Here is a 17,783-nt window from a genome sequence, read left to right as displayed (position 1 = left end):
CCCTGCTGTGCACCGGCGTCCCGGCACCGGCGAACGGCTCCTTCTCGCAGGCGGCCGGGAAACGCGACGTGCGGTGCCCGGCAGCGCCGGACACCGCACGACGGGCGTTGCTCAGACGGCGACGGGCTGCGCCCGCTGCACCGAGGCCATCCGCTCGCTGCGTTCGGTGAGGTACCCGAACAGCAGCCCGAGCGTTGCCCACATGACCGCCTGCGTGCCCAGCGACGCGAGCCGGAACCGCCACAGCAGCACCGGGGCGAACCCCTCGGGCACCTCGTTGACCGCCGGCAGCAGCGCGACCGCGACGCCGACGACCACGACGGCGCCCAGGACCCCGGCGATCGTCGCGTTCCAGGTGCCGAGGCGCGGCTGCAGCGACCGGCTGACGACGATCGCGCCGATCACCGCGGCGACCCCGATGACCAGCATCAGGAAGTACAGGCCGGTGCGCTGCTGCAGCGTGTCGCCGTTGCCGGTGGCCGGCGGGTTGGCCGGGTACTTCAGGAACGGCACGAGGGCCACCCCGACGAACCCGGCGAGCGCGACGATCCCGGCCGTGGCGCGGGCACTGATCCGGCCGATACGGCCGAGTGTGACCGCGACCGCGACGGCGAACAGGCCGCCGAGGGCGACCCCGTACACGATCGAGGCGGTGGCGAGGCCGAGGGTGCTCTGCACGGTCCGGCTGACCGGTCCGTGCTCGTGGTCGGCGACGTGGGCCTCCTCGAACGCGATCGCGTCGTTGATCGGGCCCTCACCGAACAGGTAGGCGAACAGGAACGCGGCGACACCGGCGGCGGCGCCGACGATCATCCCGCGGACCAGCAGGGTACGGGCGCTCATGCTGGGTGCCCCGCCTCAGTGGCAGGGGAAGCCGAGCAGGTGACGGCCGTCGTGGACGAACTCGTGCACGGTCTCGCCGGACACGAGCGAGGTGATGCCCTGCTCGGCGCCGACGAAGTACAGCAGCACGACGGCGAGCACGACGCCGAAGGTCGCCCACGGCAGGATCTGCCGCAGCGGGATCGGGGCCGGTGCGGTGGCCGGGGTGGGAAGAGCCGAGATCGTAGCCATGATGCTGCCTCCTGCGGGATTTCGCGTCCCATCGAGCGTTGTCGTGACGGCGACCGGGTCTGACTCCCACACCTCGTGGTTACAGCGGCGCGACCGTGCCGGGCTTGCACCGGCTTCCGTTCACCATCACGTTGATGTTTCGGACGGTACGGACGGCGTTCCAGCGTGTCAATCGACGCGCGGTGCCGCCACCCTCGCGTTGACCCCCTGCGCCGCAGGTCACGGCATCCGCGGTGATCGGGTCCGGAGTCGGGAAGGTGATCAAGTTCTCGGCGCCGGTCAGCCCGGCATGGCGGCCAGGGCCGTGCCGACCCGGTGCAGGCCGTCGAGGCGCCGCTGCAGCTTCTCGCCGCTCGGGCTGAGGACCTCGTCGTACTTCGCCCACAGGGTCGCGCCGTTGCCCTTGAACGCCCACGGGTAGTGCCGGTCGGCGGCCGCGACGACCTCCGTCGCGTGGTCCACCCAGTGCTGCGCGGTGCCGGTGAGCAGCCGCGGGCCGCCCTTCAGCTTCGCCTCCACGACCAGCGGCGGCAGCTCACCGGGCACCCCCATCACCAGCGCCGTGTGCCGGGCGTCCTTCTCCGCGTAGTCGAACACGAGGAATGCCCGGTCGCGGTGGGTACCGGTGACGACACCACCGGCGAACGGCAGCGCGTCACTCCAACCGAGCCGCTGCAGCAGGTCCTTGTCGCAACGCTCATAGGCGTGCCCGTGCGCCTTCGCCCAGCGGCGCCGGCCGACCCGCGTCCGGAACGCCGAGACCAGGCTCGCCAGCGCCGCCGCGGTCAACAGCACCCCGGCGACGGCCAGCAGCCACGACACGACGTTGCCGGATTCCCCGATCAGCAGCACCCCGACCGCCGCCATGGCACCGGCCACCGCGAGCCCGACCAGCCTGCGCTGGTAGGAGATCGTCGCGTCCTGCGGCTCGTCGGCGCCGAACCGGATCACCTCGACCAGCGACAGCAGGAAGCACAGCAGCGTCAGCGCGCCGATGCCCAGCGCGACGTAGCCGGCGACGCGCCAGCCCCGGTCCCGCTCGGCGAGCTCCCGCGGCGAGTTCGCCGCCGCGTACATGTCCATCATGTGCTGATAGGAGCCGCCCTCGTCGCCGCTGCCGCCGAAGACGAGGCACGTGTCGCGCGGCCGCATCGTCTTGCCGTCGCAGGTCGGGCGGTACTCCGCGATCCGCCGCGCCGATTCCTGCTGCCGCTGCGCGTCGGTCGTCGAGCCGCTGGCCAGCATCTGCCAGCCGAGCAGCACCAGCACGCCCGCCAGGACGAACCGGACGACCAGCCCCGTATGCCGTGATTTCACGGTGAGATGTATAGCAGCCGATGCCTGCACGTGGGGGCGCGGCAGCGGCGGGGCCCGCCCAGCCAGTAGGCTGGCCGGGCTTCGGTTCACGACTGGATTGGCACTGGGGGGCGTCGATGTATCCGGATCAGGAGTCGGTGGAGCGGATCACCGCGGAGTTCGAGCAGCGGCAGCGCAGGATCGACACGGCGACCGCCGACGCCCGCGCCGGGCGCACCGTCCACGAGGCCGAGGGCGGCAACATCCGGGTCACCGTCGACGGCCGGTTCCGGGTCGCCGACCTGTACCTCAGCGCGTACGCCGTCCGCGACCCCGACCTCGGCCAGCTGATCGTCACCGCGGTCCGCGACGCGATCGAGACCGCCGAGGGCGAGTTCCGCCGCACGCTGCTCGGCGAGCTCGACCCCGCCACGTCCGGCCTGCTGCAGTCGCTGGAGGACCTGGGCCGCATGCTGCAGGACGGCGGCGCGGCGAGCCTGTTCCCCCGCACACCCGTCGGCGGCGCGACCACCGCGGCCGGCGCCCGCCTCGAAAAGGTCCTCAACGAGCTGCCCGACCGGATGGCGCAGGCGCAGGAACGCGCCGGTGAGTTCGCGACCCGCCACTTCACCGGCGAGGCCGCCGACCAGTCGGTGCAGGCCACCGTCGACGGCGCCGGCCGCCTCACCGAAGTCCTGCTCTCCGCCGCCGCGACCCGGCGCCTGGACAACTTCACCCTCGGCGAGCGCACCGCCGAGGCGGTCAACGCCGCCCTCGACGCCCTCGACACGGCCCGCGCCGCCCTGCTGTCCGCCGACGGCGACGAACCCGACCTCCAGGGCGCCGAGGAGCTGTTCGCGTACCGCATGGACCAGCTGCAGCTGCGCCTGGACGCCATCGAGTCCAGCCTGCGCGGCATGGAGTTCTGACCCCGTGCACCTCATCGACGGCGCCGGCCGGTGGACGGCACCGCCCGGCGGGGCGGGCAACGACTGGGTGGAGCAGCTGCGGGTGCCGGACCTGTCCGTCGGCACGTACTGCATCCCGGCCGGCGGGGTCGACGACCAGAGCCCGCACACCGAGGACGAGATCTACGTCGTCACCTCGGGCCGCGCCCGCATCGTCACCCCGGACGCCTCGGCGGACGTGGCACCCGGGTCGGTCGTGTTCGTGCCGGCGGGGGAGCCGCACCACTTCACCGATGTGACCGAGGACCTGACCCTGCTCGTGGTGTTCGGCCCCGCGTACGGCAGCCGCACCGGTTGATCGTCGTCGTTGGGTGCCGTGCGGTCGGGTGGGTCTGCCCGTTCGACGGCTGATCCGCAGGGTGTTCTCCCGGTTACGGTCGGTCTTTGCGGCTGTCTCGGACCGGGGGTGTGTGGTGGGTCTGGTGTTGCGGGCGGTCGATGTGGTTCGGGGTGCCCGCTGGCGGTGGCTGTTGACCGACGCGCAGACTCAGGCGCCGCTGGCCGATCACGTGGTGGATTTCGAGGGGCTCGCCGGTGATCGGGAGGCGGAGGCGTTCCGGGATCTGTACCGGTTCCTGCGGTGGAATGCGGTGCCGGACCGTCGGGTGGAGTCGGAGGCGGAGTGGGTGGACCGTCTCGGCCGGTGGGTGGGTGAGCGGGTTCTCGGTGCTTCGGTGGGTGCGGCGATCGCCGCGGCGGCGCCGGTGACGGTGCGGGTGCAGGTCCCGGACGCGGTCGGGTTCCTGCTGTACGCGCCGCTGGAGTTGGCGCATGTCGGTGGGGTGCCCCTCGCCCGTCGGGGTGATGTGAGTCTGGTCTTCGACATCGGGCAGGCGCCGCCGTCCGGGGATGCTCGGGCGGACCGGTTGCGGATGCTGGCGGTGTTCAGCCTGCCGACGCAGAGCTCCGCGTTGGCGTTGCGGCGGGAGCGGTACGAGCTGGCCAGGCAGGTGCGGGCGTTGGCGGCGCGTGAGCGGCGGATGATCGAGCTGGAGGTGTTGCAGTACGGGGTGACCCGGCAGGTCCTCGGCGAGCGGGTGACGTTCGAGGGTGGGCCGGATGTGCTGCACCTGTCCGGGCACGGCGGCAGCGGGGTGATCCTGCTGGAAGCCGAGGACGGCAGCGCCGACACGGTCGAGGCCGCGGATCTGGTGCGGCTGCTGCGCCCGGCCCGGGGCCGGCTGCGCCTGGCGGTGCTGTCGGCGTGCCAGTCCGCGGCCGCGACGACCGCGGAGACGCTGCGCTGGCTGCGGCTGGACGACGCCGCCGACATGGCACAGGAGGTCGCCGACGCCGAGCTGACCGCGGCCGAGGAGGCGGTGACCGGTCTGGCCCGCCTCGTCGCGGACCAGGTGGGGTGCGCCGTGGTGGCGATGCGCTACCCGGTCGTCGACGACTTCGCCATCGCGTTGACCTCCGCGCTGTACGAGGGACTGTTCAAACTGAACCTGCCGGTCGATGCCGCGTTGCGGCGGGCGGTGCCCGTGGCGGCCGGTGAACGACCGTCGCCGGCCCGGCCGGCACTGTCGATCGCCACGCCGACGCTGCTGGGTCCGGCGGCCGGCCTGTTGCTGACCCCGCCGAGTGGGAAGCCCCGGATCGACCCGGCGGAGTCGCGGATGGCCGCGTTCCTGCCGGAGCCGGAGCGGTTCGTCGGCCGGACGGCGGTGATGATCCGGGCCAGCCGGGCCCTGGCCTCCGGCAGCGGGCGGGGTGGGGTGCTGCTGCACGGCATGGCCGGGGCTGGGAAGACGGCGTGTGCGTTGGAGCTGGCGTACCGGCACCAGGATCGGTTCGACCAGCCGGTGTGGTGGCAGGCCCCGCTGCGGGAAGAGGAGTGGCCCACCGCGCTGACCAGCCTCGCCCTGGCGCTGGAGGCACAGCTCGGCGACCGCGGCTTCACCATGGTCGACCAGATCGGTACAGCGGACGGGCTGCGCCGCTTCCTGCCCCAGCTGGCGGCGCTCCTGCGCGACAGCGGCCTGCTCATCGTGCTCGACAACCTGGAAACTCTGCTCACCGCGGATGGCGCGTGGCGGGACCCGCGCTGGGCCGACCTGATCACCACGCTCGCCGGACATGGCGGCGAATCCCGAGTCGTGCTCACCAGCCGCACCCCGCCGGCCGGGTTGCCGGCGGCGGTGCTGGTGGAGGCGGTGCACGCACTGTCGCGGGATGAAGGGGTGCTACTGGCCCGGGAACTGCCGAACCTGCGGCGGCTGCTGCACGCCGAACCCGGCCCCGAACGCACCGCCGCGGTGGAGGAGGACCGGGCGCGGGTACGGCGGGTCCTGCACCTCGTGCAAGGCCACCCGAAGCTGCTGGAGCTGGCAGACCGCGCCGCAGCGGACGACGTCACCCTGGCCCGGCACCTCGACGCCGTCGAACACGCCACCAGCGGCGACCAGACCCTGACAGCGTTCTTCGCCGAGGGTGAGTCAGCGCTGGGCGATGCCGGGTTCATGCAGGTGCTCGCCGGCTGGACCAGCACCACCATGCACACGCTGCCTGACGCGCCCAGGTTGCTGCTGCAGCTGCTGGCCGGCATCGAAGACGACGACCGGTTCTCGCTCATAGCCGAGCCCATCTGGCCCAACCTGCGCACGCGATTGGAGCTGGACGATCCCGCACCGGACTTCACCGACACGCTGGCGCCGCTGCTGACCGCCGCCCTGGTCGAACAGGACACCACCGGGCACGCCGACGGTGCACCGTCACGGCGGTTTCGCTTGCATCCCGGCGTGGCCGAGACGGTCCGCGTGGCCACACCGACCAACGTGCGTGTCGCCATCGACTTCGAACTCGCCGCCTTCTGGACCAGCCGCCTCGAGGCACAGCAGCGGCGACAGGGTGGCGAGCACACTCAGACGGTGGTGCGGGCCGGGCTGGCCGCCGCACCCTACCTGCTCCGGCTGGCCGAATGGGACGCCGCCGCGTGGACGGTCGAGCACGCCCTGATGCGCGACGTGACGGCAGGGGTCGCCCAGATCGCCGCCGCCCAGCTGCGCCGCATCGCCGCCGCCACCGGCAAACCCGAGCACCTTGCCACGCTCGGCCGTGCCGTCATGCGGGTGGACGCCGCGGAGGGAGAGCGGCTGCTGCGCACCGCCCTGGCCCGCGCCATTTCGGCCACCGACCACCGGCTCGCCGCCTCTGTCGCATGGGACATCGTCAACCTGTGTCGTCGCACGGGGCGGTTGCGCGAAGCGCTCGACCTGGCCGACCAGGCCGCCGAGCACACCCGCCAAGCCGGACACGGCCGCTTGACCCAACTGGCCGACCAGACCCGCCGGCTGCAAATCGTCTACCTCCTGGGCGAGCCGGACCAGGCACTGACCGAGGTGCGCCGACTCATCGCCGAGTTGGACCAACTCCCACCCACGCGCGGCCCGGAAGACGCGGTTGATCCGTTCAGCGTGCGGGAAGTCCTGCTCAACCTCGGGGTCCAAGCCGCGAGCGCCGTGGGGCTATGGCAGGAGGCATTGGACCTCAACGCCGAAAACCTGGCCAGCAAGCGAGCGCGGAACGCCGGCGATTACACCGTCGCCTTCGCCTTGTTCAGCGACTATGTCCCGCTGATCCGCCTAGGACGCCTCGGTGAGGCCGAGCAGCTGCTACTGGCCTGCCAGCAGGTGTTCGAAGAGCACCAGGACGTCTCCAGCCTGGCCAAGACCTTCAGCGCCCGTGCCGACCTGGCCGACAAACGCGGCCACCACGACGAGGCGATCGCCCTGACACATGCCGCGCTCCGCCTCAAATACGCCGACCCTGACCCGGACGCCCTTCTCGCCTCTCATCACAACCTGGCCAATTACCTGCGTCGGGCCGGCGTCGACCCCGCCGGCCAGCTCGCCCACCGCCTCGCCGCCGCCATCATCAGCCACCTCACCGGACAGATCCACGAGTTCGCCAGCACCGTCCGGACACTGTCCATGCAGCTGCGCGAACGCCCCGACATCCTGGCGCCCGCGACACTCGCTGACCTGACGGCCACAGTCGAACAGGTGGCCGGCGTCCGATTCGCCGGTCTGATCGGCGCGCTGGCCGGCGACCCGGACACCGCCCAGAACGCCCTCGACACCGTGCTGCACGCCGCCCGCGACCTGCCCACCGATCGGGCCTACGATCTGCAGCGGCACCTCAGCCGGTGGGAGCCGGTGCTCGCCGTGCTGGTCACCGCGGTCCGCGGCAACCAAGAGGCGGCCACCGCCCTCGATCAGGTGCTCACCCAGATCGGCAGCAGCGCAGACTGGGAAGCGCTCACCGCCGCGCTCCGTCGCATGCTCGCCGGCGACCGCGACCCCGACACCCTCACCGCCGGCCTCGACCCGATCGACACCGCCATCGTCATCCGTGCCCTGGACGCCGTCAACGGCCGCATCGCCCTCCAACCCGCCGAAGCCCCGCAGACCGACGTGGCGACTCGGCAACCCTGGCCGCCCATCATCACCGCGGTCGCCGCCGCCGCGAACGGCGACCAGACCGCCGCAACGGACATCGACCCGGTCCTGGACGAACTGGCCAGCCGTGACGAATGGGCGGCGCTCGCCGCCGCCCTGCGCCGCATCATCGCCGGCGAACGCGACCCGCATGCGCTGCAGGCCGGCCTGGACGCCACCGACACCGCCATCACCAACGCGGTCCTCGCCCAGCTCATGCATCCGACGAACCCGACCAACCCGACCACCACCGACCAGGAGACCCAGTGACCGCATCCCTGCCAGACGTCGCGGACCTCACCGACCCGGAGGCCGTCCGGCTGCTCACGCTGGTCGCCGACCACGGCACCGCGCTGCCCGACGCCGGCCAGCTCCGCCAGATCGGCAGCCGGCTCCGCGAGGCCGCCGCCGTCGACGAGCAGCCCGGCCCGGCAGCGCCGGTCACCGCCGGCGACCTCGCGCGGGCCGCTCTGGAGTACCTCGCCGGCTCGCCGGAGCACCGGCAGGTCGTGGCGCGGGCGGCGAGCATCCCCGCCGACGGGACCCGGTTCGAGCCGGCCACCCTCGCCGTCGGTGCGCTCGTCGTGATCGCCCTGCAGACCGAGGTGAAGTTCAGCCGCGACGAACGCGGGCGGTGGCGCCTCGAGGTTCACAAGCAGGCGATGCGCGACTCCACTCTGGTCAGCCTCATCACCAAGCTCCTCGACTTTTCCCGCCAACCGGCCGTGCCCCAGCAGTCCACGGACCGCCAGCTCCCGCCCGAAGACGCGGCACGATGACCTGGCCAGGGTCCGCGGGCGGTGCCGGCCGCCCGCGGACCCTCGGGGCTACTTGCCGGCCGCGTCCTCGGCGTCGCCCGCGTGCTCGGCGGCGTCCTGGGCGTCCAGGCCGGTCTTGAGCAGCGAGCCGCCCGGCAGCGGCACGTTGCCGCCGAGGATGGTCGCGTTGACGGTGGCGTAGGCGCCGGCACGGGCGGAGAACGCGCCGAGCTTCGCCATGCCCTTCGAGGCCTTGTTGAGCTTGTCGAGCATCTCCAGCAGGGTCTTCATCGCCTTGAGGAGGTTGGCGACGCCGCGCAGGATCTGGGCGATCTGCTTGAAGATCCGCGCGACCTGCATGAGGACCCGGGCGACCTGCATCGTGACGTTGAGGATGCGGGTCAGGGCCACGATCCCGGCGACGATCTGCTCGGCGACCCAGGCCAGCATGCTCGCCCCGAACGTCAGCGCGGCCAGGGCCAGCTTGACGATGAGCGTGCCGATGGCGAAGGCGACGAGCGTCACGATGATGTCGATGATGAGGTTGGCGCCCTCGACGCAGGCCTCGGCGGCCGCCTTCAGCACCTCGTCGGTCTTGCCGGTCGCCTCGCCGAGGGTCTTGAGCTTCTCCTCGATCTCCGCGGCCTTGTCGGTGAACGCCTGATACCCGTCGCCCTCCCAGGAGCCGGCGAGCCGCTGCCGGTCGGTGCGCTGCTGCTCCGCGATCGCCACGATCTCCCGGCCGACCTCGACGTAGCGCTGGCCGGCCCGGACCAGGTCCTGCGGGTCACCGGCGACGGCCTTGAGCATGTCGTTGGCCGGGTCGAACACGGGCCGCAGCACCTCCTGCACCGGCCCGGGCGCGGAACTGAACCACTGCTCCAGCTTGTTGGCGTACTCCGCGCTCATCGGATCCCCTCCATGTCAGTTGCCCAGCGCCCGGTTGATGGCGGCGAGGTCCTCGCCGATCTTCGCCTCGCCGTCGAGGTACGCGATGACCACGGCCCGGATGCCCGCGGCCACGGCGGCCATCGCGGTCGCCGCGGACGTCACCGCCTCCTCGCAGGACTCGACGTGCTCGTCGTAGGAGTCGTAGATCGAGCTGCCGAGGAACGGGATGTGCCCGAACGCGTCCCGGTTGACCCGGATGTCGGTCATCTTCTGCCGCAGTGCCTCGTAGGCGGCCCGCCGGTCGTCGGACGTGCCGGCGAACGACTCCAGCACCGGCGGATCGACCTTGAATCCTGGCGCCATGGATGCCTCCCCTTGTCGTCGCGGCCGTCCCCCAGGCCGCCCCGGCAGCCTACCGACCCGGCGCCGGCTTCGCGGCCCCGCCCAGCGCCGCGACGAGCACGTCGGCCCCGCCGGTGCCGAACACCCCGGTCATCAGCGCCAGCTCCGACAGGTCGACGAAGTCGACGACGACCCGGCCGCGCTGCAGGAGCTTGCCCTCCCGCCGGGCGCGCAGCACCGTGCCGATCGGCAGCTGCGCCAGCGGCGTGAACCCGACCGGATCGAGATCCATCGAGGCGAACAACAGCCGCCGGTCCGTCACGACGCAGTGCACCATGCTCGCGTCGCGGATGCCCTCGGCCAGCCGCGCCGCGCACGAGCCCACGTGCCCCGCCGCGGCGACGCCGCCGAGCGCCTGGTCGACGTCGAACCGGATCACCGAGTCCGCGCCGACGAGCACCCCGACGACCCGCTCCCACGCCTTCTCCGGCCGCGGCTCGGCGCGTAGCGCCGCCAGCGCCGAGTCGCGCAGCCCACCAGGCAGGAACCCGATCAGCCGCTCCATCTCGTCCGGCGAGCGCTCCAACCGGTCGCTGCCGAACGCCCGCTGGCAGTGCACGGCGGCCCGCAGCGTCTCACCGCCCACCAGCGCCTGAAGTTCCGTGCGGTACAGCTGCAGAGGATCCACGCCGCAATCTTGCCACCGGTACCGTCGCCGCGTGCGCTGCCGAGGGCGTACCGGCGCGATATGGTCAGCTGCGTGGGCGTGCTGATGGACTATTTCGCTGCCACCGACGCGGAGCTGGCGGCGATGGACCTCGATGTCGGTCCGGCCGGCAACAACTGGCCGCATGTCGACTGCAAGGGCTGGATCCTCGAGGTGGAGGAGTTCGCCGCGGAGATCGGCGGGCGGGACCCGTCGGAGTTCGGGGAGGACCGGCCGCTCGGGGACACCGCGGCCGACCCGGAGTTCGAGGGGCCGTGGACGGTGCGGGTGAACGCGCAGCTCGCCGACACCCTGGCGCGGCTGGAGCCGGCGCAGATCCGCGGGTACGCCGACCGGTTCCTGCTGGAGGAGTGGGAGGTCGAGCGCCTCATCGCCCTGGCCGAGCTGGCCCGGTCGGCGGCGGCGCAGGGGCGGGCGCTCTACTCCTGGTCGTCGCTGTAGACCAGGTCCGCGGCGGCGCCGTCACGGCCGGGGGCGGTCTTGCAGTCGTGGCCCGTGACGAGCAGCGCCCACAGCCGGTCGCGGGTCACGGGCCGCAGCCGGTGCCACAGCTCCCGCCGGCGCACCAGCACGAACCCGTGCGGGTCGCGCTCCACGCCGGTACGCAGGAAGTCGACGGCCTGCAGCGCCTGCGCCGGCTCGGCCCAGTCGCCCGGCGGCGCGGCGGTGATGGCCGCGGTCGCGGCGGCGGTGCGCTCGTCGATGCGGTCGATGAGGGCGTACTCGTCGCGGTCCTCCGGCCAGCGCTGCGCCCGCAGGTCGATGTCGCGGAAGTCGACGTCGACGAGGTCGGCCTTGCTGAAGTCGTTGCCGTGCCAGGCGTTGCCGGGCCGCTCGGGGTCCGCCGACCAGTGGCCGGGCACGCCGTAGAAGACGGTGTGCCAGATGCGGCCGCAGAAGACGTTGTCGACGAACTCGCTGCTGTCGATGCGCAGGTGGCGGAGCCTGGCGTTGTCGAAGACGCACCGTTCGAAGCGGGCGTTGCCGAGGTACGTGTTGCCGAGCGGGAACCGGGTGCGCCGGAACACGCACTCCACGAACCGGGTCTGACCCTGGTGCCCCACGCTGAACTTGCCGAAGGACGCCTCGGAGAAGTCGCACCGCACAAACGTTCCGCCGTAAGCGCCGAACGTGTCGAACGATTGACCTGAGAAGTCGACGTCGGCCAATTCTTCATGACGATGTTCCACGCGTACCAGATCCACAGATGGACGGTATCAGCCATCGGCACCGGCGGCCTGACTTGCGATGTCGTCCGTATAAATCCGCGAGGTTCGCAAATTCCGCGAGGTTTGCAGAGTCCGCGAGGTTTGCAAAGAAGCGCGTAGTTTGCGAGGTCCGCCGTTCCGGCCGGCGGTGAGGGCCCACGCCCGGCGCCAGCCACCGCGCGAATCCTCGGCGAGGAACGCGGCGGCGGCCCCGGCCCGCGCGGTCAGCGTCTTCAGAGCGTCGGTCATCGGGCCAACATGTTCAGGTGGCCGCCCGCCCCCGTCGGCCGGACGGCCACCGGGTGCCTTCAGCTGAAGTCGGGGACCGCGCCGCGGGACGCGCCGGAGCGGCCCTTCGGCTCCTCCCAGTCCTCCTGCCGGCCGAGCGCGGTCATGTCGAGGATGCCGTACGCCCCGCCGACCTGCTCCGTGCCGCGGGCGAACGTCGAGTACGTGTGGAACACCTCGCCGCCGTCGCGCAGGAAACAGCTCATCCCCGGCTGCTCCATCGGCTGGTCGTCCGGGTTGAGGACCCAGTCCAGCCCGGCCGCCCGCAGCTCGTCCGGGCCCCGGTAGTTGAACTGCACCGGCGCCACCGACGCGTCGAGCGTCACGTGGAAGTCGTAGTTGAAGTCGGACCCGAACGAGCTGTACATGGGGATCGTCCAGCCCCGCTTCGCCCGGTACCGGTCCAGCTTCGCCAACGGCGCCCGCGCGACGACGGCGTACACCGTGCCGCGCGCCCGCAGGTGCCGCAGCAGCCCGTCGGACAGCTCGTCCACCGCGGCCGTACAGCTGCCGCACCCGTCCTGCCAGTCCGGGTGGAACATGAAGTGCTGCACGACCAGCTGACGCTCGCCGTCGAACAGGTCCAGCAGCGTCACCGGCCCGTCCGGCCCCTCGAACCGGTACTCCTTGTCCACCCGCACCATCGGCAGCTCACGGCGCCGCCGGTTCAACGCGTCCTTGGCCCGGACCGCTTCCTTCTCGCTGATCAGCAGCGCGCGGCGGGCCGCCAGCCACTCCTCGCGGGACACCACATCTGGTCGGTTGCTTTCACCCATGCCTGTACGACGAACGGGCGCCCGCGAAATATACGGTCGGCAGCCCGAAGACCGGGAACAGATCGGGGTCCAGGAAGCAGTGCAGCCCCACGATCCGCCCGCCGTCGATCTCCACCACCTGCAAGGACCAGGGCAGATGCCGATCGCCGTGGTTGCGGTACTGCCCGAACGCCGCCACCCCGTTCGCGTGCGTCGGCACCAGCACCGACCCTTCGCACCCGGCGCCCGGGCCGCGGAAGAACCGCCCGATCTCCGCCGCGCCCCGCAGCCACTGCGTGAACGGCGGCATCTGCTGCACCGCGTCCTCGTGCAGCAACCCGACCAGCGCGTCGATGTCGTACCGCTGGAAAGCGTCCACGTACCGCGACAGCAGCCACCGGTCCTGCTCCGTGAGCGTGCGCGCCCGTGCCGCGCCCGGCCGCGCGGCGAGGGTCGCCCGGGCGCGCAGCAGCATCGCGTTGGCCGCGCCGACCGTGACCCCGAGCAGCCCGGCGGTGTCGGCCGCCGGCCACGACAGCACGTCACGCAGGATCAGCACCGCCCGCTGCCGTACCGGCAGGTGCTGCAGCGCCGCCACGAACGCCAGCCGCACCGTGTCCCGCGCGGCCACCACGTCACCGGGGTCCGTCGGCAGCGGCGTCAGCCACGGCTGGTCCGCCGAGCCGCTCGCCCCGACCACCGCGGCCGCCGGCGACGCCGGCCCCAGATCCATCGGCACCGCCCGCCGCCGCCGCTCCCGCAGCAGGTCAACGCACACGTTGGTGGCGATGCGGTACACCCAGGCCCGCGCGCTGGACCGCCCCTCGAACCGCTCGGCCCGCTTCCACGCCCGCACCATGGTCTCCTGCACGGCGTCGTCGGCCTCGAACACCGAGCCCAGCATGCGGTAGCAGTACCCGACCAGCTCGGCCCGCATCGACTCCAGCTCATCGACGCCCACACCCATGCCTCGATGCTATCCACGCGCACGTCGGCGGTGGCGTTGCGTGGTCGGGGAGTCGTCTAGTATCCTAGGAAGCCTGAGGGGAGGTGCCGCCGGCGACCGGGGCGGTGAACACCGGCCACGCGGCGGGGTCGGTGAAGCGGTCCAGGTAGGCGTCGAGGTCGGCCAGGTCGGCGTCGAACGCCTCGGGTGCCGTGGCGGCGGCGCCGGCGTGCAGCAGGAACGCCGGCCAGAACGGCGGGTCGGCGGTCCAGCCGGTGGCGTCGGTCAGCGGTGCGGTCGGTGGGTAGCCGGGGATGCGCATTCAGCGGCCCGGCACGGTGATGACGACGTTGTGGCCGCTGTCGACGTACCGGTCCGCCTCCACGATCTCCGACAGCGGTCCGTACGGTCGATCACGACCCGGAGGCCCTGCTCGGCGCGCAGGGCGGCGAGCTCGCGCACCGACGGTCAGTCCTCCCAGACGTCGACGAGCGGCAGGCCGCGCCGGGTGCGGGCGGCGTCGACCATCCGCTGGATGAGGTCGGTCTTGGCGCGGGTGTACGCCGCACCGTCGTGCCCGGCGGCGGCCAGGTCGCCTTTCAGGGCGCCGTAGGCGTCGCGGTCCTCGGGGTGGCGCAGCAGGTGGTCGCGCAGGAGGCGCTCGTTGCGGGTGTCCCAGCTGTCGGCGGTGACGACGTGCAGGTGGTAGGCGGGCTCGCCGTCGCGGCGGTAGAACAGCCGCTCCCGCATGCCGGTCTCGAGGCGCCGGTACCCGAGCCGCCGCAGCACCTCCTCGACGGCGACGACGGCGTCGAGGGCGGCGGTGGCCGCCATCAGGTCGATGACGGGTTTGGCGGCGAGTCCGGCGATCGCGGTGCTGCCGACGTGCTCGACGGCGGGGAACAGTCCGGGCAGCGCCGTGGTCAGCTCCTCGGCGGCGGTCTGTGCGGCGGCGGGCCAGCGGGGGTCGTGGTCGCGGAGCTCGATCGTCACGGCTGGACTCTATCCAGAGCCGTATGCTCGGCCGGTGCGACCGGAGGACGTCTTGGCGGGGACCGACTGGAGCGCGGTGCCGCACGCGTACGAGAACGACCCTGGCATGCCGTCGACGCCCGAGGTGCTCGCCGGGCTGCTGGACGGGTCCTTCGACCGGCGCGGCCGGGCGGTGTTCGACCTGCATCTGCTGGTGCACCATCAGGGTGGGCTGCACGCCGCGACGGCGCCGGCGGTGCGCTTCGCGGTCGCCGCGCTGGACGACCCGCGCGGGCTCGCGCCGGTGACGCCGCGGCACGGCCCCGGCCCGGTGCCGGTGCGGGCGGCGCTGCTGGACTGGTTGGCGTCGGTGATGGGAGCGGCCGCCGAGCCGGAGGAGCGCCGGCCCGGGTGGCCCGCGGACGTCGCCGCCTGCCGGGCGCTGCGTCCCCTGGTGCACGGCGCGGCGGCGCCGTGGCGCGCCGACCCGGACCCGGCTGTCGCGGCGGGGGCGTTGCGCGCGGTGCTGGCCTGCCTGCTCGACGCGCCGGAGCTCGCCGGGCACCGGCCCGCGGCGGCCGGCTGGCTGCGCGGCGCGTTCACCACGCTGGACCGGCGAAGCAGAGCCGTCGCGGTCCTCGCCCTGCAGGAGTGGGGCCACGACACGTCGCGGTTCGCCGGTTCGGATCCGGATCCGCTGGTGCGTGCCGCCGCCGCGATCCGCTCGGTGGATCCCGGCGGCGCTGACGCGTTGCGCGCGGTGCTGGTCGAGCCGGCGGCCCGCCTGTGGTGCACGCAGCTGTTGCCGCACTACGGCCCGATCATGCTGTGCCACGTCCTGCCGGCCGCCGTGGACCGGGTCCCGCTCGGCGAGCTGGCGCCGGCCCTGGACGTCTTCCTCGGCTCGGCGCCGCCGGTGGTGTACGTGGCCGACTGGGGTGCCCGGCTGCGCGCCCGGCTGGTGTCCGCCGCCGACGACGACCGGCGGGCGCTGCTGGCCGTGATCGGGCGGCGCTGCTTCGGCCCGGACGCGCCGCACCGGTGGACGGACTTCGACGCCCGGGCCGCCCTCGAGGACCTCGTCGCGGCCTGACGCGCGGCGTGGGGGTCCACTGTGGTCAGTCGGGCGCGGCGGCGAACCGTAGGGCCGCGCCGGGGTGGCCGGGGCGGAACGTGAGGCCGGTCGGGTCGGTGTGCGCGGCGAGCCGGTCGAGGGCGACGGCGGGGTCGCTCACCTGCGGCAGCTGTACCAGGATGCCGGTGAACGTGAGCCACGCGTCGGCGCGGACCGGATCGACGCCGAGCCGGTCGATGTCGCCGGCGACGGTGGCCACCGCCCGCAGCCGGTGGCCGTCCTGCTCGGCCAGGCGCAGGTCGATGCGGTCGAAGCGGTGGTGGATGTGGTGGTACACGCTGGCCTCCGCCGGCTCGGCGAAGCTGTCGCAGGTCACGTGGTGCCCGGCGAGGTGGCGCCAGCCCGTGGCCGGGACGGGCAGCCACTCGACGGTGAGCGCCGGCGCGGTCTCGTCGCCGTCGCGGACCACGTCCCGGAACGGGAACGTGAAGCTCCAGGTGAGCTGCGGCGGCAGGCCGACGACGGGGTTGGCGAACAGCAGTCCGTGCCACGTGCCGCCCTCGGCCGGGACGAAGTCGTCGGCGCTGAGCCCGTCCGCGGCCGCGTCCCGGTCGTCGTCGTCCATGCCGGACAGTGTCGCAGAGCCCGGAGGCGTCGCCGGCGTGCCGTCCTGCTCGGTGCGCAGCGTCAGTGGTCGCGCAGGAGGCGGCCGGCGCCCGGCAGCCGGTCGGTGATGCCGTGCGAGCGCAGGGCGTGCCACAGGGTGGCGGTGTTGATGGCGATGACCGGCTTGCCCAGCTCGTCCTCGAGGCGTTCGGCGAGCGCGACGAACGACAGGTTGGTGCCGACCTGCACGACCGCGTCGACGTCCGGGGCGTCGAGAGCGGCGACGACGCCGCGCAGCCGGTCGTCGGGGACGCGGGCGATGTCCATGGCGGTGGGGCAGCGCAGGCCGGTGATCGCGGCGACGTCGAAGCCGGCCTCGGTGAAGAAGCGGCCCACCTCGCGGTCGGCGATCGGCTGGTACGGCGAGAAGACCGCGATCCGCCGGCACCCGAGCTCACGCAGCGCGGCCCGGCAGGAGGCGGCGCCGGTGGTCACGGGCAGTCCGGTGCGCTCGTGCAGGCGCCGTTCGAAGGCGGCGTTGCCCTCGACGCCGCCCCAGAAGGTCTCCGCGGACATGCCCATGACGAGGCGGTCGGGTTCGGCGGTGAGGACGTCGCGCACGGCGGTGTCGATGGCGGCGCGGATCTGCCGCAGCAGTGCCTCGAACCCGGCGTCGTCGCTCATGGTGGGGTCGGGGATGTACATGGAGCCGGCCCGGTAGGCGACGCCGGGCACGCGGGCGGACCAGTAGTCGTGCTCGACGACGGTGTTGGTGCTGGGCACGACGACGCCGAAGACGGCGCGGGGCCCGACGGCGTTGGTCATGCGGGCTCAGCCTCCGAAGCGGGGTCCAGGCGGCGGGCGACGGTGTCGACGATGCGGTGCGCCCTGGTGCGGGCGGCGGGACGGTCCAGCAGCAGCGCGTCGAGCAGCAGCGGCGAGACGATCGCGGCGACGGCGTCCTCGCGGTCGGTGGCGGGGACGCCCGCGGTGCGCAGCACGGTGTGGAACGGGGTGAGCAGGTCGCCGACGTAGCGGTGCCGCAGCTGCGCCGTGGACGGGTCGGCGGCCGCGGCGACGATGAGCGCCTGCAGGAACGCGCCGACGGGCCGGTCGCGGAGCCGGTCGCACAGCTGGTCGACGGCGGCGTGCAGGTCGCGGGCGAGGTCGCCGGACGGTGGCGCCGGTGGGGTCGGTGCGACGTCGATGAGGGCGGCGAGCACGGCCGCGGGTGTCGGCCAGTGCCGGTAGACCGTCGAGCGGGACACGCCGGTGACCTGGTGCAGGCGTTGTGCGGTGAGCGCCGCGGCGCCCTCGGACAGCAGCAGGTCGAGGGCCGCGGTGAGCACGACGGTCTCGGTGTCGGTGGTGGGGCCGGCGGGGCGGCCTGGTCGCGTCACGAGGGTTGACGGTACACCTTGTACTCGAAACTAGTAAG

At 73.0% G+C, this 17,783-nt stretch carries 21 protein-coding genes; 6 read left to right on the top strand and 15 right to left on the bottom strand.

Features of this window, described 5'->3' with window-relative positions:
* Nucleotides 1–111: 111 nt before the first annotated feature.
* From OP18_RS04270 to OP18_RS04260, 3 genes are all read right to left on the bottom strand, one after another.
* On the bottom strand, nt 112–843 hold the full coding sequence (locus OP18_RS04270; RefSeq protein ID WP_033357381.1) for a CbtA family protein: 732 nt from the start codon (nt 841–843) through the stop codon (nt 112–114).
* Nucleotides 844–858: 15 nt separating this feature from the next.
* Complete coding sequence (locus OP18_RS04265; protein WP_033357380.1) at nt 859–1,074, bottom strand: CbtB domain-containing protein; 216 nt, start codon at nt 1,072–1,074, stop codon at nt 859–861.
* A gap of 279 nt (nt 1,075–1,353) precedes the next feature.
* On the bottom strand, nt 1,354–2,391 hold the full coding sequence (locus OP18_RS04260; protein ID WP_156089287.1) for a type III secretion system chaperone family protein: 1,038 nt from the start codon (nt 2,389–2,391) through the stop codon (nt 1,354–1,356).
* Between the two features lie 116 nt (nt 2,392–2,507).
* On the opposite strand from OP18_RS04260, the gene OP18_RS04255 reads away from it, so the two are divergent.
* From OP18_RS04255 to OP18_RS04240, 4 genes are all read left to right on the top strand, one after another.
* On the top strand, nt 2,508–3,299 hold the full coding sequence (locus OP18_RS04255; RefSeq protein WP_033357378.1) for a YbaB/EbfC family nucleoid-associated protein: 792 nt from the start codon (nt 2,508–2,510) through the stop codon (nt 3,297–3,299).
* 4 nt (nt 3,300–3,303) lie between these two features.
* Nucleotides 3,304–3,636, top strand: a complete 333-nt coding sequence (locus tag OP18_RS04250; RefSeq protein ID WP_033357377.1) for a cupin domain-containing protein — start codon at nt 3,304–3,306, stop codon at nt 3,634–3,636.
* Between the two features lie 214 nt (nt 3,637–3,850).
* Nucleotides 3,851–8,047, top strand: a complete 4,197-nt coding sequence (locus OP18_RS04245; RefSeq protein WP_162189742.1) for an AAA family ATPase — start codon at nt 3,851–3,853, stop codon at nt 8,045–8,047.
* Nucleotides 8,044–8,556 carry a hypothetical protein gene (locus tag OP18_RS04240; protein WP_052386212.1) on the top strand — a complete coding sequence of 171 codons (513 nt, stop codon included), beginning with the start codon at nt 8,044–8,046 and terminating at the stop codon, nt 8,554–8,556. The genes OP18_RS04245 and OP18_RS04240 overlap by 4 nt, the downstream gene beginning before the upstream one ends.
* 48 nt (nt 8,557–8,604) lie before the next feature.
* On the opposite strand, the gene OP18_RS04235 is transcribed toward OP18_RS04240, so the two are convergent.
* Genes OP18_RS04235 through OP18_RS04225 form a run of 3 tightly spaced genes read right to left on the bottom strand, consistent with a single transcriptional unit; the run spans nt 8,605 to nt 10,456 of the window.
* A complete protein-coding gene (locus OP18_RS04235; protein ID WP_033357375.1) occupies nt 8,605–9,444 on the bottom strand; it encodes a WXG100 family type VII secretion target in 840 nt (279 codons plus the stop codon).
* A gap of 15 nt (nt 9,445–9,459) precedes the next feature.
* Complete coding sequence (locus tag OP18_RS04230; RefSeq protein ID WP_033357374.1) at nt 9,460–9,789, bottom strand: hypothetical protein; 330 nt, start codon at nt 9,787–9,789, stop codon at nt 9,460–9,462.
* A 49-nt stretch (nt 9,790–9,838) separates the two neighbouring features.
* Nucleotides 9,839–10,456 (bottom strand): hypothetical protein, encoded by a 618-nt coding sequence (locus tag OP18_RS04225; protein WP_033357373.1) that lies wholly within the window; start codon nt 10,454–10,456, stop codon nt 9,839–9,841.
* Between the two features lie 72 nt (nt 10,457–10,528).
* Between OP18_RS04225 and OP18_RS04220 the strand changes: the two genes are divergently transcribed.
* The gene (locus tag OP18_RS04220) at nt 10,529–10,936 is read left to right on the top strand and encodes a hypothetical protein (protein WP_156089285.1); all 408 of its coding nucleotides are present in this window, start codon (nt 10,529–10,531) and stop codon (nt 10,934–10,936) included.
* On the opposite strand, the gene OP18_RS04215 is transcribed toward OP18_RS04220, so the two are convergent.
* The 6 genes from OP18_RS04215 to OP18_RS04195 all read right to left on the bottom strand — a co-directional run bounded on the left by OP18_RS04215 (nt 10,915) and on the right by OP18_RS04195 (nt 14,685).
* Nucleotides 10,915–11,700, bottom strand: coding sequence for a pentapeptide repeat-containing protein (locus OP18_RS04215; RefSeq protein WP_156089284.1), 786 nt, complete (start codon nt 11,698–11,700; stop codon nt 10,915–10,917). The genes OP18_RS04220 and OP18_RS04215 overlap by 22 nt on opposite strands.
* 12 nt (nt 11,701–11,712) lie before the next feature.
* Entirely contained in the window at nt 11,713–11,952 is a 240-nt protein-coding gene (locus OP18_RS56765; protein ID WP_156089283.1) for a hypothetical protein, read from the bottom strand.
* Between the two features lie 59 nt (nt 11,953–12,011).
* On the bottom strand, nt 12,012–12,767 hold the full coding sequence (locus tag OP18_RS04210) for a DUF899 domain-containing protein (protein ID WP_033357370.1): 756 nt from the start codon (nt 12,765–12,767) through the stop codon (nt 12,012–12,014).
* Nucleotides 12,760–13,713: a sigma-70 family RNA polymerase sigma factor gene (locus OP18_RS04205; protein WP_033357369.1), complete on the bottom strand. Its 954-nt coding sequence runs from the start codon at nt 13,711–13,713 to the stop codon at nt 12,760–12,762. The genes OP18_RS04210 and OP18_RS04205 overlap by 8 nt, the downstream gene beginning before the upstream one ends.
* A gap of 64 nt (nt 13,714–13,777) precedes the next feature.
* Nucleotides 13,778–14,014 carry a hypothetical protein gene (locus tag OP18_RS04200; protein ID WP_033357368.1) on the bottom strand — a complete coding sequence of 79 codons (237 nt, stop codon included), beginning with the start codon at nt 14,012–14,014 and terminating at the stop codon, nt 13,778–13,780.
* Nucleotides 14,015–14,160: 146 nt separating this feature from the next.
* A complete protein-coding gene (locus OP18_RS04195) occupies nt 14,161–14,685 on the bottom strand; it encodes a GrpB family protein (RefSeq protein ID WP_033357367.1) in 525 nt (174 codons plus the stop codon).
* A 34-nt stretch (nt 14,686–14,719) separates the two neighbouring features.
* Between OP18_RS04195 and OP18_RS52025 the strand changes: the two genes are divergently transcribed.
* The gene (locus tag OP18_RS52025; RefSeq protein ID WP_156089282.1) at nt 14,720–15,757 is read left to right on the top strand and encodes a hypothetical protein; all 1,038 of its coding nucleotides are present in this window, start codon (nt 14,720–14,722) and stop codon (nt 15,755–15,757) included.
* 25 nt (nt 15,758–15,782) lie between these two features.
* Here OP18_RS52025 and OP18_RS04185 read toward each other — a convergent pair whose 3' ends face one another.
* The 3 genes from OP18_RS04185 to OP18_RS04175 form a co-directional block, all read right to left on the bottom strand.
* Nucleotides 15,783–16,364 carry a hypothetical protein gene (locus tag OP18_RS04185; protein WP_033357366.1) on the bottom strand — a complete coding sequence of 194 codons (582 nt, stop codon included), beginning with the start codon at nt 16,362–16,364 and terminating at the stop codon, nt 15,783–15,785.
* A gap of 62 nt (nt 16,365–16,426) precedes the next feature.
* Entirely contained in the window at nt 16,427–17,170 is a 744-nt protein-coding gene (locus tag OP18_RS04180; protein ID WP_033357365.1) for a maleate cis-trans isomerase family protein, read from the bottom strand.
* Entirely contained in the window at nt 17,167–17,745 is a 579-nt protein-coding gene (locus tag OP18_RS04175; RefSeq protein ID WP_033357364.1) for a TetR/AcrR family transcriptional regulator, read from the bottom strand. Before OP18_RS04175 ends, OP18_RS04180 begins: the two co-directional genes overlap by 4 nt.
* Nucleotides 17,746–17,783: the final 38 nt, after the last annotated feature.

This window comes from Dactylosporangium aurantiacum, from assembly GCF_000716715.1.
Classification (GTDB): domain Bacteria; phylum Actinomycetota; class Actinomycetes; order Mycobacteriales; family Micromonosporaceae; genus Dactylosporangium; species Dactylosporangium aurantiacum.
The sequence above is the reverse complement of the archived record's forward strand: the minus strand, read 5'-3'. Positions and strand labels throughout refer to the sequence as shown.